The following is a 22,619-nucleotide window of genomic DNA, read 5'->3' on the forward strand; positions in this document are numbered from 1 at the left end:
CTCCCCGGGCGCCGGGCGGGTCCCGCCCGGGTGTCGGATAGGCCCCGCCCGGGTGTCGGATAGGTCCCGGTTGCGCCTTTCGGGTCAGCCTTGCCCTATCAACAGATGATTCAGTGGGCATCAGCAGCGGACGGCATTACGCTGCGCACATGAGCATGCTCACTCCCCCTGGCATGGGCGGAAAGTACAAGGTCACGGGAGCGGCTTACCCCCGCATGTCCCGCCCTCGACGCCGCCGCCGGATCGTCCTCGTGGTGCTCGGATCGATCATCGGGCTGGCCCTGATCGCTTACGGGGCCGTGCAGCTCATCGATGTGTTCGGCGGCGACGCGGACAAACGCAAGACCGCCGCCGCGGCCAAGGACTGCGCCACTTCCGCTCCCAAGGCGGGCTCCGCCCCCTCCGCCGCGCCGCAGGTCGTGCTCCCGCCTCCCGGCGGGATCACGGTCAACGTCTACAACGCGACCCCGCGCGCGGGCCTCGCCAAGGCCGTCGGCGACGAGCTCAAGAGCCGCGGCTTCACCGTCGGCAAGGTCGGCAACGCCCCCGCCGACTTCGACAAGAAGGTCCCCGGCGCCGGGATACTGCTCGGCTCCCCGCAGACCGACAAGGCCGCCTTCTCCGTCCTGGGCGCCAACCTCGCCGGCGCCACCCAGCAGACCGACACCCGCGAGACCGCGGACATCGACCTGATCCTGGGCGACGCATTCACGGAGCTCACGCCGAAGGCCGACGCGGACAAGGCCCTGGCCGCCCTGGCCAACCCCCAGCCCGCGCCCGCCAAGACCTGCTGACCGGCTGACCGGCTGACCGGCTGACCGAATGGGAAAAGCCCGGCCTCCGAAGCGGGGGCCGGGCTTTCACGCTGTGTGTGGGCTACTCCGCCGAGCCGTACATGCGGTCGCCCGCGTCGCCCAGCCCCGGCACGATGTAGCCGTGCTCGTTGAGCCGCTCGTCCACTGCGGCCGTCACCACCGTCACCGGCGTGCCCGCGAGCTCGCGCTCCATGATCTCGACGCCCTCCGGCGCGGCCAGCAGCACCACCGCGGTCACATCGTCCGCACCGCGCTTGATGAGCTCCTTGATCGCCGCGACGAGCGTGCCGCCGGTGGCGAGCATCGGGTCCACCACGTAGACCTGGCGGCCCGAGAGGTCCTCCGGCATGCGCGTCGCGTACGTGGAGGCCTCCAGGGTCTCCTCGTTGCGGACCATGCCGAGGAAGCCGACCTCGGCGGTCGGCAGCAGCCGCACCATGCCGTCGAGCATGCCGAGACCGGCGCGCAGGATCGGTACGACCAGCGGCCGCGGGTAGGAGAGCTTCACGCCGGTGGTCGGACCGACCGGGGTGACGATGTCGGCCTGCTCGGTGCGCACGTCCCGGGTGGCCTCGTACGCCAGCAGGGTCACCAGCTCGTCGGCGAGCCGCCGGAAGGTGGGGGAGTCGGTGCGCTTGTCGCGCAGGGTGGTGAGTTTGTGCGCCACCAACGGGTGATCCACGACCTGCAAACGCACAACATCCTCCAAGACTCAGCCGCCGGGCTTCCACCTGCGACCTTCGACGCCGCTACCTGCGAAAACGGCCGCAACCGCGCGACCAACCCCAAAAGGCTACGCGCTGCGCCCGCCCCTTCGCGCCCGAAGCGGCGGCCACGCCCGGAAACCCCTGGAGATGCGACCCGCCCGGACCCCCAGCACGCTGGACTGATGACCAACGCAAGGGTGATCGCCGCAGTCGACGGATCCGAACACAGCCTCAAGGCCCTGGAGTGGGCAAGGGCTGCGGCACTGCGCCACGGCACCGGGCTCGTCGTCGCCCACGTGCTGTCCGACAGCGTCCAGCTGTACGCGGCACGCCGGTCCTCCCTGCACGACCGCGCCGAGCCCGATGAGGTCGAGGATCCCGTCAGCGTGCGGATACGGGCCCACCTGGCGGCGGGGGGCCCGCTCCCCGCCGAAGTCCTCTACGAGTCCCTGGAAGGCTCGGTCCCGGAGGCCCTGCGGGACATCGGGGAGGGCGCCCGGATGCTGGTGATGGGCTCTCGGGGCCGCGGCGGCTTCGCCGCGCTGCTGCTCGGCTCGAACAGCCGCGCCGTGGCGACCAGCGCCGCCTGCCCGGTGGTCGTGGTCGCGCACGAGGCGCGCGCAGTGGACGGCGCCGCCCAGCCCTCGGCCGGGCGGGTGGTGCTGGGACTGCACGCCGCGGAGACGCCCGACAACGTACTGGACTTCGCGTTCGCGGAGGCGGCCGCGCGGGCCACCACGCTCCAGGTGGTGTCGGCGTACAGCATCCCGCCGTCGCCGACGATGGTGATCGACAGCCCGTTCGCGGTGATCCCGCCGGAGGCGCTGACGGGGGAGGACGAGGACGCGGTGCCGGCCGAGCGGGAGATGCTCCGCTCCCAGACGGAGCGGCTCGCACCGTTCCGGGCGACGTACCCGACCGTGCCCGTCGAACAGGCCGCGGTACCCGGGGACGCGGCCGGGCGCCTCGTCGACACCTCGAAGTCGGCGGCGCTGGTCGTCGTCGGCCGCCACCACCCGCGCCGGCACATCCGGTCCCTGATGATCGGCTCGGTCGCCAACGCCGTGCTGCAGCACGCGCACGGGCCGGTGGCGATCGTCCCGACCCTGCCGGAATCTCCGGAGGGCTCGGCGTAGGAGTCCGCGCAGCAGTCCGCCGCGGAGGCCGACGCGGAGCCCGCGGATCGAATCCACGAAGTCGGCGCCGCCGGGATTGTCGGAATCCGACCGAATTCCTGCCGAGCCGTTGCAGAAGGTGGCATCAAACGGACGGTCGGAGGGAAGGTGGGGGTTCGGGGGGACGGACCGGACCGGACCAGCCAGGGGCGGTGACCCATGCCCGACGACGATCACGAGCCACTGGAGACCACGGCACAGCGCAGAGCCCGGCGCGCGCAGTTCCTCCGCGACCTGCACGAGGCCCGGGAACTGCGCGACCGGGTGCAGCCCAGGCGCGCCCGCGCCGCCCGCATGCGCCAGCAGATGCGCATGCGCACCTTCCGCTGGTGAGCCCCGCGGCGGGGCCCTGCGGAGGCCCCGGCAGGGGTCCCGTCGGGAGCCCTGCCCGGCGCCCGTACGGCCGCCGCGCGACCGCCGTCGCGCCCCCGGCACGAGGCCCCGTACAACACGCGCGGCCAGCGCCACGGCGCGGAAGACCTCTCGCAATGGCTCCGTTTCTGCCACGATGCCGACTGGGCGGGGTACGAAACGGCGAGCACGGCGGCCGTTCCACCCCCACCCACCTCCGGCCGGGGGGACCTCCAACCGGCACGCCTATGACCAGTGGGAGAGTCACGGTGTATTTCGCCGCACTGCTCGCGCGCACCGAAGACGGGTGGGAAGCGAGCGACATGGAACTCGACGATGTCGAGTCTCTGAGTGATCTGATCGATCTCGCCCGCTCCGCCTCTGTCGACGACGACACGGTGGTAGCCCTCATCGAACAGGAGGACACCTGGTTCGGGGTCGTCCGGGTGGACGGCGAGGAGGACCCGCGCTACTACGTGTCCAACGCCTCCGCCGCCTCCCGCAGCTCCTACGGCTCGATGCTGACCGACGAGCTGCTCGGCAAGGACGACGAGGACGACGAACTCGACGGGCTGGACCTCGACGGCACCGAGGACGGCGAGGACGAGGTGGTCGCCTCCTACCCGGACGGCGGCCCCCCCGACAGAGACCAGGAGGAGGAAGACGACGACTCGGACGCCGGCCACGACGTACGGGCCGGATCCGAACCGGCACCCGCCGGGCCGCTCGGCGATCCCAGGCTGCTCGACGACCTCGGGGTGAGCCACAAACAACTGATGACCCTGGACGGGGACGCCCTCTCGGAGATCGCCGAATCGCTCGGCGCCACCGAGGTCCTGGAGTCCGTCCGCTAGTGATCCCCGCACACCACCACACCCCGCAGCCCACCCCGTACGCACCCGATCCCGTACGGGACCCGTGGCAGGACTCCATGCGCCTGGCGCTCCAGGAGGCGGCCCGGGCGGTGCCGGCCGGCGACGTGCCGGTCGGCGCCGTGGTGCTCGGCCCGGACGGGAAGCTCCTCGCCACCGGGCACAACGAGCGGGAGGCGACCGGAGACCCGACGGCGCACGCCGAGGTACTGGCGCTGCGCCGGGCGGCCGCCGCCCTCGGGGAATGGCGGCTCCCGGGATGCACCCTCGTGGTGACCCTGGAGCCGTGCGTGATGTGTGCGGGCGCCCTCGTGCAGTCACGGGTGGCCCGGGTCGTCTACGGGGCGGCCGACGAGAAGGCGGGCGCCGCCGGATCGCTGTGGGACCTCGTACGGGACCGCCGGCTCAACCATCGGCCCGAGGTGATCGCGGGCGTACTCGCGGGGGAGTGCGCGCAGCAGCTCACGGACTTCTTCCGCGACCTCTGAGGGGTGCCGGGGGTATGGATTTCAGAGCACGGGTCTCCTTGGGCTAAGCTCTCTCTCGGTAGCGTGTCCGAGCGGCCGAAGGAGCACGCCTCGAAAGCGTGTGATGGTGCAAGCTATCCGTGGGTTCAAATCCCACCGCTACCGCTCTGACCGAGAGCCCCGCCCCGCAAGGGTCGGGGCTCTCGGCGTTTCCGGGGGTCCTGGGGGTTCTGGGATTCCGGGGTCCTGGGATTCCGGGGTTCCGTGGTTCTGGGCTTGCGCGGTTTCGGCGTACGAGGGACATCCGCGTGACCGCCCGCGCCCTCGGCCGTTGTCACGGCATGACCAAGACCCAGCGCATCCTCGCCGCCCTCGCCCTCGCCGGGGCCGCCGCGGGCCTCGCGGCGCCCGCCGCCTCCGCCGCCCCGATCGCACCGCTCACCCTCCCGGACCTGCCGGCGCCGCAGGGCATGCCGGAGGGGGCGAGCCCGTCCTCGGTCCAGGAGATCGGCGGGCAGCTCAGCGGCGGCCTGAACCAGCTCAACCAGCTGATGGAGCTGCCGAACCACCTCGCGCCCGTGATCGCGCCCGTCCAGCCCATCGCCGACCTGGCCGGCGGCCTGGAGTAAGCGGGAGACGCGGAGCCCCCCGCCGTTCGGCGGACAACGCGAAGAAGGCCCCGACCTGAGTCGGGACCTTCAACGGTTGGGACGGGGGAAGTGGCATCGGGGGGACAAGCCACTTCCCCCGATGAGGACGGAACCTGCCAGTCCGAGCCGCAGTCAGGGGGGAAGCTTGCGGCTCGGACCCCGCAGTGAGGTCCTGTCCCTCGCTCACCGATTTCCTGCCAGAACCGGTGGGCTCGTGTTCAATACTGCGCCTTCCGAAGCCGTCGGCACACCGGCAAAGGGCCTGCGTCACCGGGTCATTGGTCCTTAAAGGGCAGGTGAGTGTTCGAACCTGACCGGATAGACTCTGCCGACCTTGCAGGACCGGTTGGGGAGGCCGACAGCGCACGTGGAAACCAAGAAGCTGATCTCGGGCGCCCTCGTCGTCTTCGTCCTCTTCGTCATCATCACTCAGCCCAAAAAAGCCGCCGATATGGTGCAAATAGGCTTCCAGGGAATCTCGGATGCCGCAACGGCGATCGGCGAGTTCATGACCGAACTGGTGCGCTGAACCCGTACGCTGAAGCGGTTTCCGGACTTCCCGGCCCCCCACTCCGACGGGTGGGGGGCTTTTTGCGTTCCCACACACGGGGCAAGATGCCCTGTTATGCCCAACTTGCCCTCAACACGGCGATATACGGTGCTTGCACACAGTGCACATGTCTTGTGATGCTATGACCGCTTTTGACGGATGAGTTGATGACGTGACGTGAAGGGGTGGCGTGACCGTGCCGGCCAGTACTGCGCCCGAGGTGCCGCCCCAGCAGGACCCGCAGCATGAGCACCCGCAGGAACCGCACCGGGACCCCGTGCAGCCTCCGCACCAGGGGTCCCCTCAGTCCCTGCACCAGGGGTCCCCGCAGTCCCTGCACCAGGGCCCGCACCAGGGCCCGCCGCAGGCTCCGCACCAGGGCCCGCCGCGAGCCCAGCCGCCGGCCTCCGCGGCGGCCCCGGCCTCCCCGCCGGCCCCGCCGCAGGAGTCCCACGTACCGCCCCAGCAGGAGGCCCCCGAGCAGCCCCCGGTCGCCCCCAGGCCGCAGAGCCGGGGTGCCGATACCCGGGCCCTCACCCAGGTCCTGTTCGGGCAGCTGAAGGACCTGCAGCCGGGCACCAGCGAGCACTCCCGGGTCCGCGGGGCCCTCATCGAGGCCAACATCCCGCTCGTCCGGTACGCGGCAGCCCGCTTCCGCAGCCGCAACGAGCCGATGGAGGACGTGATCCAGGTCGGCACGATCGGGCTGATCAACGCGATCGACCGGTTCGACCCCGAGCGCGGGGTGCAGTTCCCGACCTTCGCCATGCCGACCGTCGTGGGCGAGATCAAGCGCTACTTCCGCGACAACGTCCGCACCGTCCACGTCCCGCGCCGGCTCCACGAGCTCTGGGTCCAGGTCAACGCCGCCACCGAGGACCTCACCACCCTGCACGGCCGCACCCCGACCACCCCCGAGATCGCCGAGCGGCTGCGCATCGGCGAGGACGAGGTGCTCTCCTGCATCGAGGCCGGCCGCAGCTACCACGCGACCTCCCTGGAGGCCGCCCAAGAGGGCGACGGGCTCCCCGGCCTGCTCGACCGCCTCGGCTACGAGGACCCCGAGCTGGCCGGCGTGGAACACCGCGACCTGGTCCGCCACCTCCTCGTACAGCTGCCCGAGCGCGAGCAGCGGATCCTCCTCCTGCGGTACTACAACAATCTGACCCAATCGCAGATCAGCGCGGAGCTCGGCGTCTCCCAGATGCACGTCTCCCGGCTCCTCGCCCGGAGCTTCGCCCGGCTGCGATCCGCAAACAGGATCGAGGCCTAACCGGATCGAGTGGAGATCATTCTCCTCGTTTCCTGACACACCGGTAGATTCCCGCCCTAGAGCAGGCCTATCGTGTTCTGTCGCTGGAGATACTTGTCGACATGGCGCTACAGCGTGTTGCCGACATGTGACATTCTGCTGGAACCGCGTTTGCCGCAGCCCCGCCTCCGGTATTCAGGTGGAGGCTGCGTTCCTCCGACGGGCGCGCAGATGAAGCGCGACCGTCCGCGACCTCAAGGGGGTGGCATGTCCGTAGACCAGGGCAGCTCACAGGTGCTCACGCTCGTCAAGCAGCGTGAAGTGCCGGCAGTGTCCCACCGCTCGGAAGCCATCGACACCCGGATCGACACCCGCACCCTCTCCCGCTCCCTCTTCAAGCGGCTCGCCGGCCTCGACGCGGACAGTCCCGAGCGGACGTACGTGCGCGACACCCTGATCGAGCTGAACCTCCCCCTCGTGCGCTACGCGGCGGCCCGCTTCCGCAGCCGCAACGAGCCGATGGAGGACATCGTCCAGGTCGGCACGATCGGGCTGATCAAGGCCATCGACCGGTTCGACTGCGAACGCGGCGTGGAGTTCCCGACCTTCGCCATGCCGACGGTCGTCGGTGAGATCAAACGGTTCTTCCGGGACACCTCCTGGTCCGTGCGCGTCCCGCGCCGACTCCAGGAGCTGCGCCTCGCCCTCACCAAGGCCAGTGACGAGCTCGCCCAGAAGCTCGACCGCTCGCCGACCGTGCCGGAGCTCGCGGCCGTGCTCGGAGTCTCGGAGGAGGACGTCGTCGACGGCCTCGCCGTGGGCAACGCGTACACCGCCTCCTCGCTCGACTCGCCCTCCCCCGAGGACGAGGGCGGCGAGGGTTCGCTCGCGGACCGGCTCGGGTACGAGGACACCGCACTGGAGGGCGTCGAGTACCGCGAGTCACTCAAGCCGCTGCTCGCCAAGCTCCCGCCCCGGGAACGGCAGATCATCATGCTGCGGTTCTTCGCGAACATGACCCAGTCGCAGATCGGCGAGGAGGTCGGCATCTCCCAGATGCACGTCTCCCGGCTGCTCACGCGCACGCTCGCGCAGCTCCGCGTCGGCCTGATCGGCGAGTAGCCTCCGCGGTCACCGGGTGCGGGTGCGCTCGGGCAATCCCGCGCACCCGCTTCCCAATTGACGGCACGTCAGGAAAACTGCCGGGATGCGAAAGGCATCCCGGTCAGCCGCCCTCCTCGCCCTGTGCGCCACGTCCGCCGCCGCCCTGGCCGGCTGCGGGGGCCCGGCGCGCGAGGGTTACGTGGCCGTGGGCGCGGCCGCTCCGGGCCCCGAGGGGGGCACCGGGGAGAACGTCGCGCCCAAGGCCGGAGTCGAGTTCCAGGCGCTCCCGCAGGCGGTGCCGGGGTCCTCCGCGTCCTCCGGCAGCACGCCGGGCAGCACCTCGGCGGAGATCCCGGACGAGGTCCCGGGCACCACGCCGGGCGGGGTCCCCGGCGGTACGCCGCCCAGTGCCCCGGGGTCACAGCCACCCGGCGGAACCAACCCGGGCGGCGGCGCGCCCACCGCCCCCGGCGGCTCCGGGAACCCGCCCGGCACCGCACCCGGCACCAGGCCTCCCACCGCCCCGGGCGGCACGCCCGGCACTCCGTCGAGCCCGCCCCCGAAGCCGGGCCCGTCCACCCCGGCGCCGCCTCCGGCCACGCCGGCGAAGCTGAGCATCGGCGCGCCCACCCGTAGCGCCACGGCGGAACGCTGGTGCGAGCAGGTCACGGTGACCTTCACCAACACCGGTGGCACCGCGGCCCGTTCGGGCTCGGTCAGCTTCGCGACGCACATCATCGGCGCCCTGGGCGTCGACTGGGCCACGATCAACTCGACCCAGCCGCTGCCCGCCCCGATCGCGGGCGGCACGGCGAAGACGCAGACCTACCGGATCTGCGTCGACGCCTGGCGCGTCCCCCTGGGCATGCGCGTGGAGACCCAGAAGGTCACCGCCACCTGGAACTGAGCCGGCGGCGGCCGGGCCTCAGAGCGCGAGCCAGGCCACCACGGCGATCAGGACCACCGCGGCGAGGCCGAGGCCGATCCACAGTCCCGCGCCCGATCCCGACTTGCGCGCGGCACGGTTCTGCATGCGCGAGCCCGGGACGGCGGGGGCCGGTGTCGGCTCCTCGACGAACGCCCGGAACATCTGGGTGCTGCCCGCGGGGTCGTAGTCACCCTCGGGAGCCTGTGAGTTGTGGTTCGAGTCGTGATTCGCAGCCATGCGCAGGACCCTAGCGGGTTTTCCGATTCCTTTACCGCCCCACCCTGCGATTCATTTGCCTGTAACAACCATCTGCTTCTATGGTTGCCCGAAGCAACGACATTCGGAGGGGGGACCCGGTGGCCACGCCGCCCGTGGAGACCACACCGCCCGCACCGGCCGCATCGCCCGTACGGACCACACCGGCCGCAGAGGCCACACCGGCCACGCAACCAGCCGCGCGTCACGCCGAACTGGCCCGCCAGCTCACCGGCATCGGCGCCGTCAAGCGCGACCTCGCCCGCACCCTGCCCTCCGACTGCCCGCCCGGGTCGGCGGCCGTGCTCACGGTGCTCGACCGCCACGGCGAGATGCGGCTCAGCCGCCTCTCCGAGCACCTCGCCATCGACATCTCCGTGACCAGCCGGCACGTCGCGCACACCGCCGTCCGCGGCTGGATCACCCGCGACACCGACCCCGGCGACGCCCGCTGCCGGATCCTGCGCCTGACCCCGCCCGGCCGCGCACTCCTCGCCGAGCTCGGCGCCCGCCACACCACCGCGCTGGAGAAGGCGCTGGCCGACTGGTCCGACGCGGACATCGACCACCTCACCGTGCTGCTCGCCCGGCTCCGATCGAGCTTCACGCTTCCAGACAGCTAGACCGAAGGAAACACATGTCTACGACCACACCCACCGGTGTGCGGGAAGGCGGCCGGCCGGAGACCACGTCCGACAGCGCGCCCATGACCCACCCGCAGATCATGAAGGCGCTCTCCGGGCTGATGCTCGGCATGTTCGTGGCGATCCTGTCCTCCACGATCGTCTCCAACGCCCTGCCCCAGATCATCGGCGAGCTCGGCGGCACCCAGTCCTCGTACACCTGGGTGGTCACGGCCGCCCTGCTCTCGATGACGGCGTCCACCCCGCTCTGGGGCAAGCTGTCCGACCTCTTCAGCAAGAAGCTGCTGGTCCAGATATCCCTGGTGATCTACGTCCTCGGATCGACGGTCGCCGGCATGTCCCAGAACACCGGCATGCTCATCGCCTGCCGCGTGGTCCAGGGCATCGGCGTCGGCGGCCTCTCCGCCCTCGCCCAGATCGTGATGGCCGCGATGATCTCCCCGCGCGAGCGCGGCCGGTACAGCGGCTACCTCGGCGCGGTATTCGCCGTCGCCACCGTCGGCGGCCCGCTGCTCGGCGGGGTCATCACCGACACGAGCTGGCTCGGCTGGCGCTGGTGCTTCTACGTCGGCATCCCCTTCGCCGTCATCGCCCTGGTCGTGCTCCAGCGCACCCTGCACCTGCCCGTCGTCCGCCGCGACGTCAAGGTCGACTGGCTCGGCGCCGTCCTGATCAGCGGCTCCGTCTCGCTCCTGCTGATATGGGTGACCCAGGCCGGCAGCTCGTACGACTGGATCTCCTGGCAGACCTGGGCGATGACGGGCGGCGCGCTCGCCCTCGGCCTGCTCTTCGTCCTCGTCGAGTCCAGGGCGAGCGATCCGATCATTCCGCTGCGCCTCTTCCGCAACAAGACCATCAGCCTCGCCTCGGCGGCCTCGCTCTTCGTCGGCATCGCGATGTTCTCGGGCACCGTGTTTTTCAGCCAGTTCTTCCAGTTGGCCCGCGGCGAGTCCCCCACGATGTCCGGAATCCTCACCATTCCGATGATCGGCGGGCTCTTCGTCTCCTCCACCGTTTCCGGTCAGGTCATCACCAAGACCGGCAAGTGGAAGGCCTGGCTCGTCTCCGGTGGTGTGCTCCTGACGGCCGGACTCGGCCTGCTGGGCACCCTGCGGTACGACACCCCGTACTGGCACATCGCGCTCTACATGGCGCTGACCGGCCTCGGCCTCGGCATGATGATGCAGAACCTGGTCCTCGCCTCCCAGAACCAGGTGGCCCCCGAGGACCTCGGCGCCGCCAGCTCGGTCGTCACCTTCTTCCGCTCGCTCGGTGGCGCGATGGGCGTCTCCGCCCTCGGCGCGGTCATGGCCAACCGGGTCACCCACTACGTCCAGGACGGCCTCGCCGTGCTCGGCCCGAAGGCGGCGGCCATGGGCCACGGCGGCACGGGCGGGGGCGCGATCCCCGACCTCGACAAGCTGCCCGAGCCCTTCCGCACGGTCGTCGAGTCCGCGTACGGGCACGGCGTCGGCGACGTCTTCCTCTACGCCGCCCCCACCGCGCTGCTCGCGCTGGTGCTGGTGGTGTTCATCAAGGAGGTCGCCCTGAGGTCGAAGCCGGCGGCCCACGAGCCGACCGCCGCCTCGGCGGAGTAGCCGGGCGGTCTACGGGGCTGCGGGCGCGGCGGAGCCTGCGGGAGCGGTCGGCGGGACGGGGGCGGCCGGCGCGACGGGCGACGTGCGCCCCGTGTGCGCCTCCGTCCCGGCGATCAGGACGTTGAGCGCGAGGCCGAACTCCCCGTCGGGCGGCCGCCGGACCGTGCCTCCGCAGCCGTGCAGGAACTGGGAGACGGCCAACCGGGCCCCGGCGCGGGTGGCGTCCGGCAGGCCGGTGGAGTCCAGCATTCGGTGCAGGGCGAGTTCGAGCAGATCGCGCTTCGTGTCGACGTACCGGTACAGGGACATCGCGGTGACCCCGAGCCCGGCGGCGAGCCGCCTCATGGAGAACCGGGCCAGCCCCTCCGCGTCCAGCAGCCGTACGGCCGCGGCCGTGATCCGCTCCCGGTCGAGTCCGGCGGTGGCCTCGCCGCACCGACGGGCGGACGGCGCCGGCCGTGCGGCCGGCCAGACGCCGGCCCGGGCCGTGCCGGGATCGGCCGGGTCGGGGGTGCGATCGGTGCTCGCGCTGTCGGCGATGGTGATGCGGAAGGGCTACGGGAAGGTCCGGGTGAGGTGCTCGTGCAGCCTGCGCACACAGGGACCGAGGTCCGTCTCCTCGTTGAAGACCGGGATCACCACGTCGAGGACGGGCTCACCCGGTGCGGACGCGAGGGGCGACCGTACCGGGAGCGCTCCGGGAGCGGTGTCGGTAGGCATGCTCCGACCCTCCCGGGCCGGGCTGGCACCGCTGTGTGCTGACCCTGTGGCCCGTCTGTGAGTCCGGCTCCGACTCCGGCTGTGGGTCCGGCTGTGCGGCAGGGGGAGCCACGGGGGTGGCGAGGGGGAGCAGGACCTCGAAGGAGGTGTGACCAGGGGTGCTGCGGACGCCGACCTGGCCGCCGTGGGCAGAGACGACGGCGGCCACGATGGCCAGGCCGAGGCCGGTGGAGCCCGCCGAGCGGGAGCGGGAGGCGTCGCCGCGGGCGAAGCGCTCGAAGACGTGGGGCAGCAGCTCGGGCGGAATGCCGGGGCCGTCGTCCTCGATCCGGAGCCGGACGGTGGATGTTTCACGTGAAACATGCGCCGTGACGGTGGTGCCGGGCGGGGTGTGGGTCCGGGCGTTGGCCAGCAGGTTCACCAGCACCTGCTGGATCCGGGCCGGGTCGCCGTGGACGGGCGCCGGTTCCCTGGGGAGCTCCAGGCGCCAGTGGTGGTCCTGGCCGGCGGCCCGGGCATCGCTGACGGCGTCCACGACCAGCGGGGCCAGGTCGGTGTCGGAGGTGGACAGCGGGCGGCCCGCGTCGAGCCGGGCCAGTAGCAGCAGGTCCTCCACCAGGCCCGTCATCCGGGCGGCTTCGGACTCGATCCGGCCCAGGGCGTGCCGGGTGTCGGGGCCCGGCTCCTCGCGGCCCCGGCGGGTCAGTTCGGCGTAGCCGCGGATCGAGGCCAGCGGGGTGCGCAGCTCGTGGCTGGCGTCGGCGACGAACTGCCGGACCCGGGTCTCGCTCTGCTGGCGTGCGGTCAGGGCCGAGGAGACGTGGCCCAGCATCCGGTTGAGGGCGGCGCCGACCTGCCCGACCTCGGTACGGGGGTCGGCCTCTGCGTCGGGGACCCGCTCGTGCAGGGCGGGCTCGCCGCTGTGCAGGGTGAGTTCGGAGACCCGGGTGGCGGTGGCGGCGACCCGGCGCAGCGGCCGCAGGGCGACACCGACCAGGGCCTGTCCGGCGAGGGAAGCCGCGATCAGCCCGGCGAGGGTCACGAAGACCTCCACCGCGATCAGGGTGTGCACGGTGGAGTCGACCTCGGAGAGCGGAAACCCGAGTACGACGCTGCCGACGTGGTCGGCGCTGCCGTCGGGCGCGGTCAGTGCCCGGTAGCCGCCGAGGCCGGGCAGGTGCAGTTCAACCGGGTCGCCGGGAGGGCCGTCGGCTGCCTGGCGGGCGGCCCCGGCGAGGGCGGAGGCCTGCTCCGCGGTGAGGGGCGGGTGGCCGCCGGGCCCTGATCCGCCGACGGCGGCGCTGCGCTGGCTGCGGACGCTGTCGATGATCTTGCCCGCGGAGTCGAGGCGGACCCCGACGGCGCCCAGCGGGGATCCGGGGGCCAGGACGATGCCGAGGTTGCTCTCCCGGGTCAGCTTGCCGGCGCCCGGCCGGCTCGCCATCTCGACGGAGACGCACAGTTGTTCGTCGACCTTGTCGACCAGGTACGAGCGCAGCGCGACGGTGGTGACGGTGCTGATGGCCGCGCCGACGACGGCGATGAGGGCCACCGCCGAGACCACGAGCCGGGTCCGCAGCGACCACGGACGACAGCTCCGGCGGGGTCGGCGGGGGCTGGCGGGACGCCCGGGCCGGCCGGGCCGACGGAGACGGCGGGAGCGCGCGGACGCCCGTACGTCCGCCGGTTCGGCGGCTTCGCGCGCACGGCGGGCCGGCCTGGGCTCGCCGTGCGCCACTAGTCGGACGGCTTGATCAGGTAGCCGGCGCCGCGCCGGGTGTGGATCATCGGCGGGAGGCCGGTGCCACCTTCCAGCTTGCGCCGCAGGTAGGAGATGTACAGCTCGACGACGTTGGCCTGACCGCCGAAGTCGTAGGACCACACGCGGTCCAGGATCTGCGCCTTGCTCAGCACCCGGCGCGGGTTGCGCATCAGGTAGCGCAGCAGCTCGAACTCGGTCGCGGTCAGGTGGACGTCCTGGCCGCCCCGGGTCACCTCGTGACTGTCCTCGTCGAGCCGCAGGTCGCCGACCTGCAGCACCGACCCGCCGCGCGCGGCCTGCGCCGCCCCGGAGCGCCGGACCAGGCCGCGCAGCCGGGCCACGACCTCCTCCAGGCTGAAGGGCTTGGTGACGTAGTCGTCGCCGCCCGCCGTCAGACCCGCGATGCGGTCCTCGACCGAGTCCTTGGCGGTCAGGAACAGCACCGGGACCTGCGGGAGCTCCCGGCGGAGGCGGCCCAGGACTGCCAGCCCGTCCATGTCGGGGAGCATGATGTCGAGCAGGACGACGTCGGGGCGGAACTCCCGTGCCGCGCGCACCGCGCCCGCGCCGTCGCCCGCGCTGCGGACCTCGCAGCCCTCGTAGCGCAGGGCCATCGAGAGCAGCTCGGAGAGGGCGGCCTCGTCGTCCACGACGAGGACCCGGCACGGGGTGCCGTCGGGCCGGACGAGGGCCGTGTGGTTGCCGGTGGACGTGGACGCGTGGGAAGTGGTCGTCGCAGTCATGCGTACACGCTGGCCGCCACCCGTGAGAGCGCTCTTGCCTGAACCTGTGAATTCCCTGAGAAACCCCTCCCGCCCCTCAGGCCAGGTGGAAGAGCCGGGCTCCGTTGTCGTGGCAGACGGCGCGCAGCCAGGCGTCGCCGAGGCCGAGCCGTTCCAGGGCGTCGAGCTGGTGCTCGTAGGGGTAGGGGATGTTCGGGAAGTCGGTGCCGAGCAGGATCCGGTCACCGAGGTCCGCGAGGCGGCCGCGGTCCTGCGGCGGGAAGCCGCCGAACTGCTCCGAGAAGTCGGTGAAGGCCATGGTGGTGTCGAGGCGGACCTCGGAGTACCGGTCGGCGAGGTCGAGGAAGTCGGCGTACTCCGGCATCCCCATGTGCGCGACGATCAGCGGCAGCCGGGGGTGGCGGGACAGCAGCCGGGCGATCGGCTCGGGTCCGGTGTGCTTCCCCGGGACGGGCCCGGAACCGCAGTGCACGACCGTCGGGATCCCGGCCTCGGCGAGGAGCCCCCAGACCGGGTCGAGCCGGTCGTCGGTGGGGTCGTACCCGCCCACTTGAAGGTGTGCCTTGAAGACCCGGGCCCCCGCCGCGACGGCCTGGCCGACGTACTCCCGCGCCCCGTCCTCCGGGAAGAAGGTCGCGGTGTGCAGGCAGTCGGGGGTGCGGGCGGCGAAATCGGCGGACCAGGCGTTGAGCCAGGCGGCCATGGCCGGCTTGTGCGGGTAGAGCATGGCCGTGAAGGCCCGGACCCCGAAATCCCTGAGCAGCGCGACCCGCTGCTCCTCCTCGTGCCGGTAGGTGATGGGCCACTCGACGCCGGTCAGTGGGCCGACCGCGTCGAAGTAGTCCCACACCTTGTCCAGGACCCGCTCGGGCATGAAGTGGGTGTGTACGTCGACCAGCCCGGGCACCCCGAGCCGTTCCCGGAACGCCCGGACGGCCTCAGCCGTCTTCGCGGACAAAGCCGTGGCTCCGCTCGACCGTCGCGATGTGCAGCGTGTAGCTCTCGTACCAGTCGGCGCGGCCCTGCTTCATCGCCGCCTGGTGCTCCATGTCCTTGCGCCAGAGGGCGAGGGACTCGTGGTCCCGGAAGTAGGCGACGGTGATGCCGAGCCCTCCGGGGGTGCGCGCGGACTCATAGCCGAGGAAACCCGGATTGCCGCTGACGAGCTCGGTCATCCGGTCGAGCGTCTCGGGGTATCCGCTGTCCTCGGCGGTCCGGACACTCGCGAACACACTCATGACATAAGGCGGTTCGAAGGCCTGCACAGGCTGGATGGTCATGACCACCACCCTCTGCGGCCGGTGCCTGGCATGTCCACCAGAAAACGGCTCGGACGGCCAAAGGGATCCAAGTTTTGACCTTGCCCCGCCACTCGCCCCGTCGGGTCAGAACAGCCCGTCCTGCGCGGCAGCCGTGTCCCGTCCGGCGCTCGGGATCCCGGCCACGGGCACCTCGGCGCCGCCGCCCTCTCCGGGCGCCACCAGCTCCCACCCCGCCAGCAGCCGGGTGTCCACCACCAGCCCGTCGGCGAAGTGCAGATCGGGCCCTGCCGCACCGACGAGCCGGCCGGCGACGGTTCCGCCGGGCACCATTTCGGTGATCACCCGGTCGGGGACGGGCAGGGCGTCGAGCCCGAACACCCCGGCGTGGTCGGTCACCTCGCACTCCAGCCGCTCCAGCGACTCCGGCCACCCCTCCAGCGCGGCCGCCCGCGCGTGCAGGGCCGCGACCTCCGCCGCCCGCTCGGGCCCCGGCGGCAGCTCTCCCCGCACGGACCGCTTACGGGCATAGGCGATCCGGTCCGGCACTCCGAGCGCGGCCCGCAGCAGCTCCTCCGTCCGACGGGTGGCCATCAGCGGCCCCCGCCCCAGCCAGGACCAGGTCACCGCCCCTTGCTCCAGCAGCCGGGCGGACCCGCGCTCCTCCGCGGTGATGCCTACCTTGACCAGCCCGGCCCCGAACCAGGCGAGGTACACCCGATAGGTACGCGGATCACCGGCGTTGGTGTCGGCCGCCACGGAGAAGGAACGGTCCAGGCCGGCGCACTCGGGGCACTGCGCGTTCCCGGTCCGGCCGGCCACGGTGCGCTCCGTCGGGCACGGCGTCCGCCGTCCGGCCCGCCGGACGCCGAGGCAGCGGCGCTCCGCCCTGGCGGCGAAGGCGAGCGGCTGCCCGTACGCGAGGAGGCTGGCGCGCTCCCCCCGCCCCGGCCCCTGCCCGTACCAGCCGATCGCGGGCCGGCCGTCGTCCCACCGGAGGCCGGTGCACCACCAGGTCACAGGGGGAGCGGTCGCTCGAAGAAGGTCTCCAGGACGACGGTGGCCTGCGTGCCGCTGACACCGTCGATGGCGTAGAGGCGGCGCAGGACGTCCTGCAGCTGTTCGGTGGTGGCCGTGCGGACCTTGACCATGACCGAGGCGCTACCGGCGATGATGTGCGCCTCCTGGATCTCCGCGATGCCCTCGAAGGCGGCCCGCGAGTCGCCCATCCAGGCCGTGGAGTCGACCATCACGTAGGCCAGCACCCCGCTGCCGACGGCCGCCGGATCCACCTCGACCGTGGTCCGCCGGATGACCCCCCGCTCGCGCAGCTTGCGTACGCGCTCGTGGGTGGCGCCCGCGGAGAGCCCGACGGAGGCCGCCAGCGCCGCGTACGGCTGGGCCGCGTCCTCCTGGAGGCGCTGGATCAGCGCCCGGTCGATGTCGTCCACCGAAGTTCCTCCCACGTCCCTGCAAACCCTCGCGGAGACGGTGCCTGATCCTGAAATCGCACCCCTGGACCGAACAGCATTCGGCCCCTCCCGTGCCCCCGGCTACCGGGCCACGAACTGCGTCAGGATCGCCTGGACCTCGTAGATGTCGACGCCCTTGGTGAAGGTCTTGGCTATCGGCGCCGAACTCCCGGAGAGCCATATCTTCAGCTCCGCGTCCAGATCGAAGTGGCCGGCGGTCTCCACGGAGAAGTGCGTGATGCTCCGGTACGGAATCGAGTGGTACTCCACCTTCTTCCCCGTGAGCCCCTGCTTGTCGATGAGCACGAGCCGCCGGTCGGTGAACAGGATCGTGTCGCGGATCAGCAGATACGCGGCGTGCACCTGCTCCCCCTGCCCCAGCAGCCGCGCGTACTCGCGGTGCGCCGACGCCGGATCCACTGCGTGCGCGTTCCCGAACAGTCCCATGTGCGTTCCCCCTGCTTTCCCGGTGAGCCGATCCCCCGACGGGTCGATCTCCAGGAAACCGTATCCGGGCCCTTCATCACCCCGCGTCCCCCGGCAGAGCCATCTCTCCCCGTGGTCCCCCGGAGCCAGGCCTCATCACTGAGGAGGAGGACGAGGGGGAAGACAGGCGGACAGGAAGAAGGAGAAGAAGAACCGCAACGCAAGAGGCCCCCCGGTGAACCGGGGGGCCTCTTGGGCTGTGCACTCGGCAGGATTCGAACCTGCAACCTTCTGATCCGTAGTCAGATGCTCTATCCGTTAAGCTACGAGTGCTTGGCTGGCCGGGGTTTTGCGCCCCGTTGGCCTTGCGAGAACAACAATACATGGACCTCGCCGGGACGCGAAATCCATTAGGCATACCCGGCCTGAACTGCGGAAACGACCCAGATGAAGATCATCCGGTTGGCAGTCGGGGGTGCCCTCGGCGCAGGTCCGCGCGGTCAGATCCCGCCTTCCCATCTCCCGGGCCCCGAACGCACCGAAGCCCCGGTCCGCAAGGACCGGGGCTTCGTGAAGTGCGGAGGCGGAGGGATTTGAACCCTCGATGGGGGGTAAGCCCCAAACCGCATTAGCAGTGCGGCGCCATAGACCGGACTAGGCGACGCCTCCAGCACACCCTCGCGTACGAAGGTGCGTGCAGATGATGACACAGGCCAGGGGCCCGTCACCAATCCGCTCCCACGGTACAAGGAGGGCGGCCCGCAGAGCAAAGCCTTAAGCACCCCCGCGTGCGGAACGTCGGCGCCGCCTCGTCGTTGGTCTGTCGTACGACGTACGGACGACCTGGAGTTCCCCATGCTGCGTCTCGCCGCTTTCGCCGTCGCCTCCGCCCTGGCCGCGGGGGCGGCGGGCCCCCTGCCCCCGCTGCCGCCGCTCAGCCGGCTGCTGGCAGCGCCGGACCGTCTCACCATCGTCGTGGCCGACACGGGCAACCCGCGGGCCGACGGTGAGTACCGGCTGGAGTGCGACCCGCCCGGCGGGAACCACCCGCAGGCCGACGAAGCCTGCGCCCGCCTCGAAGCCCTCTCGCGCGAAGGGAAGGACCCCTTCACTCCCGAGCCCAAGAATCAGCTGTGCACCATGCAGGACGGCGGCCGCGCCACCGCCCGGATCACCGGAACGTGGCACGGCCGCAGGGTGGAGTCCCAGTTCCGCCGGACGAACGGATGCGAGATCCGCCGGTGGAACGACTTGGAACCTGTGCTTCCGCGTGGGCGTTCCTGACCTGGGAGGATGCGCCGCTCGGGCGGTATGCGCCGGCCATCCGCCCCCTCGCCGGGAGCCCGTGCGCTTAGACTCCTCCCGTGACATGCCGGTAGTTGTGGTCAGGGAGGAAGCTCGTCGTGAGCAGCAGGCCATCCCGAGGCGCTGCTCGCCTCGCAGCAATACTCGACGCTCTTCCGGACGCGCTGTTGCTCGTCAACGCCAACGGCACGGTCGTCAACGCGAATTCGATCGCCCTTGAGGTCATGGAGAGCCCGGGAACCGGGCTCGTCGGCCGGGGCGTGCTCGACCTCCTGCCCGAATTCGACTCCAAGCTGATCCCCGGCTCCATGCGCCGGCCCGGCGAGGACGAGGGCGGCCGCGCCCGCCCGAAACGGATGGTCGCGCGCCGCACCGACGGCAGCGAGTTCCCCGTCGAGGTCACCGCCGCCCATCTCGACGGCCGTGACGCCTACCGCGAGCCGCAGCCCTCGTACACCGGCGACGAGCTGCTGATGCTCGTCGTACGGGACCTCTCGCAGACGGTGGACACCGAGGCCGAGCTGGCCCGCTCCCAGCGTCAGACCGAGATGATCCTGCGCGCCGCCGCCGAGGGCGTCGTCGGTACGGACACCGACGGCAGGGTCGTCCTGGTCAATCCGGCCGCCGCCCAGATCCTCGGCTACCGTGCCACCGACCTCGGCAACCGCGAACTGCACGGGCTGGTCCAGCACTCGCGCGCCGACGGTTCGCCGTTCCCCTTCGAGGAATCCCCGCTGGCCGACACCCTGCGCAGCGGACGCAAGCACCGGGTCCGCGGCCAGGTGCTGTGGAACAAGGCCGGGCAGCCCGTCGCCGTGGACCTGACCACCTCTCCCGTACGGGACGGGGAGCAGCTCGTCGGCGCCGTCATGACCTTCACCGACCGGCGTTCCTACGACGCGCTGGCCGCGCGCCACGCCCAGCTCCTGTCCGTCCTCGGAGACTCCCTGCGCGGGCCGCTGGAGGAGCTGCGCGGGGAGCTCTCCACGCTGGCCGCCGACGACGCGGGACAGCTGTGGCCCGAGGCCAACCAGCTGCTGCACCACCTGGCCGCCGGCTACTCACGGATGACCACGCTGGTCGACAACGTGCTCGCCTTCCAGCGCCTCGACGCGGGCGGCGAGAAGCTCGACAAGAAGAAGGTGCTGATCGACGGGGTCGTCGCGGCCGGTGTCGACGGCGCGGTCGAGCTGATCGGTCCCGGGCGCGCGCAGTTCGCCGTGCACGCCCCGACCATCGAGGCCGAGGTGGACGCGGAGCGGATCGCGACCGCCCTCGCGCACCTGGTCGCGGACGTAGCCGGGGTGGACGCCACCGGCAAGACCCGCCAGGGCAGCGGGTACATGGACTCGACGATCGTGGTGGCGGCCGCTCAGCGCGGCGAGGTCGTACGGATCGAGGTGCGCGGACCGTACGAGGGCGGCAACCCGGTGCACGAGCCGATCGTGCGGGGCATCGTGGAGGCGCACGGCGGTGTGCTGCAGACGGTGGAAGTGCCCGGCGCGCCCGGCGGGGCGTACGTACTGGAGCTGCCGCTGGGTGCGGGAGCCGGGACGGTCACCCTGCCCGAGCCGGTGGAGGCTCCCCCGGCCGAGCCGGGTACCGAGGGCGGCCCGGGGCAGGTCTCCGGCGGCCGGCGGGCCCGGCGCGGCGTGGACGCGTTCCTCGACGACGAGGCCGGTGCCGGCACGGACGCGGGCACCGGCGCCGCGCGGGACGCGGCCCAGGACTCCGACGGCGGGAGCGCGCTCGCCCTGCCGTCCGGGCGCCGCCGCGGCGGCGACGCCTCGGCCGTCGCCCGGTCCGGCGACGGCGCTCCGGCGGAACTCGCCCAGTCCCCCGTGAACCCGGCGGGCCTGGGTGGGAGCGGCACGGGGCGGCGCCGCGGCCAGAACGGCGACGGCGGCAACGGCACGGGCGGCAGCGACTCCGGTGGCGGCAGCGACCAGCCGGGCGGTCCCGGGCGGCCCGTGCCCCCGCAGGCGACCGCCATGCCCGCGCTCCCTCCCATGCCGGTGGCTCCCGCGCCGGTCCCCCCGTTCCCGGGTCTCCCCGTTCCGCTGACGGAGCACCCCGCCGGGCGGCGGCGTGCCCTGGGCGCGGCGGCACCGGCGCAGCCGGGTGGTGGTCCGGTGCCGGCGACCGGGCTCGGGCCGACGCCCGCGCCGATGCCGGGGCCCGTCCCCGCCACGATGCCCACGCCGCCGTCCTCTCCCGCTCCCGTACGGCCGATCGCCCCCGAAGGCGGCTTCGCGCTGCCCGCCGGGCCGACGCCGGCCCCGCAGGCCCCCGCCATGGCCGGCTCCGCCGCCGCTCCCGCCGAGGCGGACGCCGAAGCCTCTGGCGGGCGGCGCGGGCGCCGGGTACTGGGCGCGCCCGGCACCGGCTCCGAGGGCGCCGAAGCCGCCGCCGGGCAGCCGGACGCGGGCGCGCAGGGCCCCGTAGCCCCCGAGACGCATCCCACAGGGCGGCGGCGTGCGCTGCCCGCCACCCCGGCCTGGCCGGTTCCGGCGGCCCGTACCGCCCCCGAGGACGAGGCGGGCAGCGGGCAGCTCGCCGTACCCGGAGCCCGGCAGCCGCAGGACACCCCCGCCGAGGCCGCCGGGGCGCCGATCAGCGTCCGCGCGCTGGGCAGCCTCGGCCAGGGCGGCGGGGCCACCGACACCAACGGCTCCGGCCGGCGGCGGCGGCTCGCGGAGCCCGCGCCCGAAGGCAGGGCCTTCGCCATAGGAGCCCCCGAGGCCGGCTCCGCGGAGGGTCCCGAGCCGCTGGACGGGCCCGGTGGCGCCGTCGAGGTGGTCAACCGGCCCGTACCGCGTCCCGTGGACGACGAGCTGCCGCCCGAGCCGCTGGACAACCCGCGCCGGCTCCTGGTGTGGCCGGCTCCCGACGCGCAGACGCAGGCCGCCCTCAGCGACCGCGGCTACCGCCCGGTGATCGTGCACTCCCGCGAGGAGGTCGACGCGCAGATCGCCGCGTTCCCCGCCGCGCTGTTCGTGGACCCGCTGACCGGGCCCATCACCCGGACCGCCCTGCAGTCGCTGCGCCAGGCCGCGGTGGCCGCCGAGGTGCCCGTACTGGTGACGGCCGGGCTGGGGCACGCCACGCGTGAGGCCGCGTACGGCGCCGATCCGGCCGTGCTCCTCAAGGCGCTCGCGCCCCGCGACAGCGAGCAGCACCCCTCCCGGGTGCTGCTGATCGAGGAGCACGACGAGATCGCGACCGCGCTGACCGCGGCCCTGGAGCGGCGCGGCATGCAGGTCGCGCGGGCCGACGCCGATACGGACGCCGTGGAGCTGGCGACCCGGATGCGGCCGAACCTGGTGGTGATGGACCTGATGCAGGTGCGCCGCCGCCGGGCCGGGATCGTGGACTGGCTGCGCGCCAACGGGCAGTTGAACCGCACCCCGCTGGTCGTCTACACGGCCACCGGGATCGAGCCGGCCGAACTGCCGCGGCTGGCCTCGGGCGAGAGCGTGCTGTTCCTCGCCGAGCGGTCCACCTCGGCCGATGTGCAGGGTCGCATCGTGGACCTGCTGGCCAAGATCGGCACCAACTAGTCAT

General features: G+C 72.4%; 24 protein-coding genes, 3 tRNA genes and 1 pseudogene. 15 read left to right on the plus strand and 13 right to left on the minus strand.

Going from position 1 to position 22,619, the window contains the following annotated elements; genetic code table 11:
• The first annotated feature begins 149 nt into the window (after positions 1 to 149).
• Positions 150 to 794, plus strand: coding sequence for a LytR C-terminal domain-containing protein (locus tag AC6CKD_RS19105; protein ID WP_498328665.1), 645 nt, complete (start codon positions 150 to 152; stop codon positions 792 to 794).
• An 82-nt stretch (positions 795 to 876) separates the two neighbouring features.
• On the opposite strand, the gene upp is transcribed toward AC6CKD_RS19105, so the two are convergent.
• Positions 877 to 1,512: a uracil phosphoribosyltransferase gene (gene upp / locus AC6CKD_RS19110; RefSeq protein ID WP_250738518.1), complete on the minus strand. Its 636-nt coding sequence runs from the start codon at positions 1,510 to 1,512 to the stop codon at positions 877 to 879.
• Between the two features lie 192 nt (positions 1,513 to 1,704).
• On the opposite strand from upp, the gene AC6CKD_RS19115 reads away from it, so the two are divergent.
• The 10 genes from AC6CKD_RS19115 (at position 1,705) to AC6CKD_RS19160 (ending at position 8,850) form a co-directional block, all read left to right on the plus strand.
• Entirely contained in the window at positions 1,705 to 2,658 is a 954-nt protein-coding gene (locus AC6CKD_RS19115; protein WP_498328666.1) for a universal stress protein, read from the plus strand.
• A 198-nt stretch (positions 2,659 to 2,856) separates the two neighbouring features.
• Positions 2,857 to 3,030 (plus strand): hypothetical protein, encoded by a 174-nt coding sequence (locus AC6CKD_RS19120; protein WP_243341832.1) that lies wholly within the window; start codon positions 2,857 to 2,859, stop codon positions 3,028 to 3,030.
• Positions 3,031 to 3,317: 287 nt separating this feature from the next.
• Positions 3,318 to 3,902 carry a tRNA adenosine deaminase-associated protein gene (locus AC6CKD_RS19125; RefSeq protein ID WP_498328667.1) on the plus strand — a complete coding sequence of 195 codons (585 nt, stop codon included), beginning with the start codon at positions 3,318 to 3,320 and terminating at the stop codon, positions 3,900 to 3,902.
• A 77-nt stretch (positions 3,903 to 3,979) separates the two neighbouring features.
• A complete protein-coding gene (gene tadA / locus AC6CKD_RS19130) occupies positions 3,980 to 4,408 on the plus strand; it encodes a tRNA adenosine(34) deaminase TadA (RefSeq protein ID WP_498328931.1) in 429 nt (142 codons plus the stop codon).
• Positions 4,409 to 4,465: 57 nt separating this feature from the next.
• Positions 4,466 to 4,552, plus strand: a tRNA-Ser gene (locus AC6CKD_RS19135).
• Between the two features lie 143 nt (positions 4,553 to 4,695).
• Entirely contained in the window at positions 4,696 to 5,016 is a 321-nt protein-coding gene (locus AC6CKD_RS19140; protein WP_498328668.1) for a hypothetical protein, read from the plus strand.
• Between the two features lie 388 nt (positions 5,017 to 5,404).
• Positions 5,405 to 5,566 (plus strand): hypothetical protein, encoded by a 162-nt coding sequence (locus tag AC6CKD_RS19145; protein WP_214954785.1) that lies wholly within the window; start codon positions 5,405 to 5,407, stop codon positions 5,564 to 5,566.
• Between the two features lie 355 nt (positions 5,567 to 5,921).
• Positions 5,922 to 6,860, plus strand: a complete 939-nt coding sequence (locus tag AC6CKD_RS19150) for an RNA polymerase sigma factor SigF (protein WP_498328932.1) — start codon at positions 5,922 to 5,924, stop codon at positions 6,858 to 6,860.
• A 246-nt stretch (positions 6,861 to 7,106) separates the two neighbouring features.
• Positions 7,107 to 7,961: an RNA polymerase sigma factor SigF gene (locus AC6CKD_RS19155; RefSeq protein WP_243341827.1), complete on the plus strand. Its 855-nt coding sequence runs from the start codon at positions 7,107 to 7,109 to the stop codon at positions 7,959 to 7,961.
• A gap of 85 nt (positions 7,962 to 8,046) precedes the next feature.
• On the plus strand, positions 8,047 to 8,850 hold the full coding sequence (locus tag AC6CKD_RS19160; protein WP_498328669.1) for a hypothetical protein: 804 nt from the start codon (positions 8,047 to 8,049) through the stop codon (positions 8,848 to 8,850).
• An 18-nt stretch (positions 8,851 to 8,868) separates the two neighbouring features.
• Here the strand turns inward: AC6CKD_RS19160 and AC6CKD_RS19165 are convergent, their stop codons facing one another.
• A complete protein-coding gene (locus tag AC6CKD_RS19165; protein WP_498328670.1) occupies positions 8,869 to 9,108 on the minus strand; it encodes a hypothetical protein in 240 nt (79 codons plus the stop codon).
• A gap of 233 nt (positions 9,109 to 9,341) precedes the next feature.
• Here AC6CKD_RS19165 and AC6CKD_RS19170 point away from each other — a divergent pair, with 233 nt between their 5' ends.
• Both AC6CKD_RS19170 and AC6CKD_RS19175 read left to right on the plus strand, forming a co-directional pair.
• Positions 9,342 to 9,749 carry a MarR family winged helix-turn-helix transcriptional regulator gene (locus AC6CKD_RS19170; protein WP_498328933.1) on the plus strand — a complete coding sequence of 136 codons (408 nt, stop codon included), beginning with the start codon at positions 9,342 to 9,344 and terminating at the stop codon, positions 9,747 to 9,749.
• Between the two features lie 83 nt (positions 9,750 to 9,832).
• Positions 9,833 to 11,368: an MDR family MFS transporter gene (locus tag AC6CKD_RS19175; RefSeq protein ID WP_498328934.1), complete on the plus strand. Its 1,536-nt coding sequence runs from the start codon at positions 9,833 to 9,835 to the stop codon at positions 11,366 to 11,368.
• A gap of 9 nt (positions 11,369 to 11,377) precedes the next feature.
• Here the strand turns inward: AC6CKD_RS19175 and AC6CKD_RS19180 are convergent, their stop codons facing one another.
• The 11 genes and pseudogenes from AC6CKD_RS19180 to AC6CKD_RS19230 form a co-directional block, all read right to left on the minus strand.
• The gene (locus AC6CKD_RS19180; RefSeq protein WP_498328935.1) at positions 11,378 to 11,914 is read right to left on the minus strand and encodes a TetR/AcrR family transcriptional regulator; all 537 of its coding nucleotides are present in this window, start codon (positions 11,912 to 11,914) and stop codon (positions 11,378 to 11,380) included.
• A 12-nt stretch (positions 11,915 to 11,926) separates the two neighbouring features.
• Positions 11,927 to 12,088, minus strand: a pseudogene (locus AC6CKD_RS19185) (glycosyltransferase family 2 protein); the annotation flags it as partial.
• Positions 12,024 to 13,652, minus strand: a complete 1,629-nt coding sequence (locus tag AC6CKD_RS19190) for a sensor histidine kinase (RefSeq protein WP_498328671.1) — start codon at positions 13,650 to 13,652, stop codon at positions 12,024 to 12,026. The gene AC6CKD_RS19190 and the pseudogene AC6CKD_RS19185, both read right to left, overlap by 65 nt.
• 173 nt (positions 13,653 to 13,825) lie before the next feature.
• Complete coding sequence (locus AC6CKD_RS19195; RefSeq protein WP_498328672.1) at positions 13,826 to 14,593, minus strand: response regulator transcription factor; 768 nt, start codon at positions 14,591 to 14,593, stop codon at positions 13,826 to 13,828.
• A 76-nt stretch (positions 14,594 to 14,669) separates the two neighbouring features.
• A complete protein-coding gene (locus AC6CKD_RS19200) occupies positions 14,670 to 15,551 on the minus strand; it encodes an amidohydrolase family protein (protein WP_498328673.1) in 882 nt (293 codons plus the stop codon).
• Positions 15,532 to 15,873, minus strand: a complete 342-nt coding sequence (locus AC6CKD_RS19205; protein ID WP_498328674.1) for an antibiotic biosynthesis monooxygenase family protein — start codon at positions 15,871 to 15,873, stop codon at positions 15,532 to 15,534. Before AC6CKD_RS19205 ends, AC6CKD_RS19200 begins: the two co-directional genes overlap by 20 nt.
• Positions 15,874 to 15,978: 105 nt before the next feature.
• Positions 15,979 to 16,872, minus strand: coding sequence for a DUF2797 domain-containing protein (locus tag AC6CKD_RS19210; RefSeq protein WP_498328675.1), 894 nt, complete (start codon positions 16,870 to 16,872; stop codon positions 15,979 to 15,981).
• The gene (locus AC6CKD_RS19215) at positions 16,869 to 17,303 is read right to left on the minus strand and encodes an Lrp/AsnC family transcriptional regulator (RefSeq protein WP_498328676.1); all 435 of its coding nucleotides are present in this window, start codon (positions 17,301 to 17,303) and stop codon (positions 16,869 to 16,871) included. The genes AC6CKD_RS19210 and AC6CKD_RS19215 overlap by 4 nt, the downstream gene beginning before the upstream one ends.
• Before the next feature lie 102 nt (positions 17,304 to 17,405).
• Positions 17,406 to 17,771, minus strand: coding sequence for a PH domain-containing protein (locus AC6CKD_RS19220; RefSeq protein ID WP_254381969.1), 366 nt, complete (start codon positions 17,769 to 17,771; stop codon positions 17,406 to 17,408).
• A 239-nt stretch (positions 17,772 to 18,010) separates the two neighbouring features.
• A tRNA-Arg gene (locus tag AC6CKD_RS19225) sits at positions 18,011 to 18,083 on the minus strand.
• Positions 18,084 to 18,328: 245 nt separating this feature from the next.
• Positions 18,329 to 18,419, minus strand: a tRNA-Ser gene (locus AC6CKD_RS19230).
• Between the two features lie 186 nt (positions 18,420 to 18,605).
• Between AC6CKD_RS19230 and AC6CKD_RS19235 the strand changes: the two genes are divergently transcribed.
• Both AC6CKD_RS19235 and AC6CKD_RS19240 read left to right on the plus strand, forming a co-directional pair.
• Positions 18,606 to 19,034 (plus strand): SSI family serine proteinase inhibitor, encoded by a 429-nt coding sequence (locus tag AC6CKD_RS19235; RefSeq protein WP_498328677.1) that lies wholly within the window; start codon positions 18,606 to 18,608, stop codon positions 19,032 to 19,034.
• A gap of 119 nt (positions 19,035 to 19,153) precedes the next feature.
• Complete coding sequence (locus tag AC6CKD_RS19240; RefSeq protein WP_498328678.1) at positions 19,154 to 22,615, plus strand: PAS domain-containing protein; 3,462 nt, start codon at positions 19,154 to 19,156, stop codon at positions 22,613 to 22,615.
• The last annotated feature ends 4 nt before the right edge of the window (positions 22,616 to 22,619 follow it).

The organism is Streptomyces sp. GQ60 (assembly GCF_059758875.1).